This is a genomic window from Ruegeria atlantica (assembly GCF_947495585.1).
GTDB lineage: Bacteria > Pseudomonadota > Alphaproteobacteria > Rhodobacterales > Rhodobacteraceae > Ruegeria > Ruegeria atlantica_G.
Map to the genome: position 1 here is coordinate 1 of NZ_CANLZK010000060.1, position 219 is coordinate 219.

Consider the following 219-nt stretch of genomic DNA (forward strand, 5'->3'; position numbering starts at 1 on the left):
GCGCATCCGGACATGCTGGCGGTGCCGGATCCGTCCTCGGTCATTCAACTGCCGTGGAAGCCCGAAGTGGCCTGGGTCGCCGGGAATTGCGTGATGGAAGACAAGGATGTCGCGCAGGCCCCGCGCAACGTTTTGCGCCGGTTGATTGACGAAGCCGCAGGCGAAGGCATGCATGTCAAAACCGGTATTGAGGCCGAGTTTTTTCTGCTGACCCCGGAC

1 pseudogene is annotated in these 219 nt (G+C 61.6%); it reads left to right on the forward strand.

Annotated features, from left to right (window positions below):
- Positions 1-219 (forward strand): annotated as a pseudogene (locus QMP16_RS23565) (type III glutamate--ammonia ligase); the annotation flags it as partial.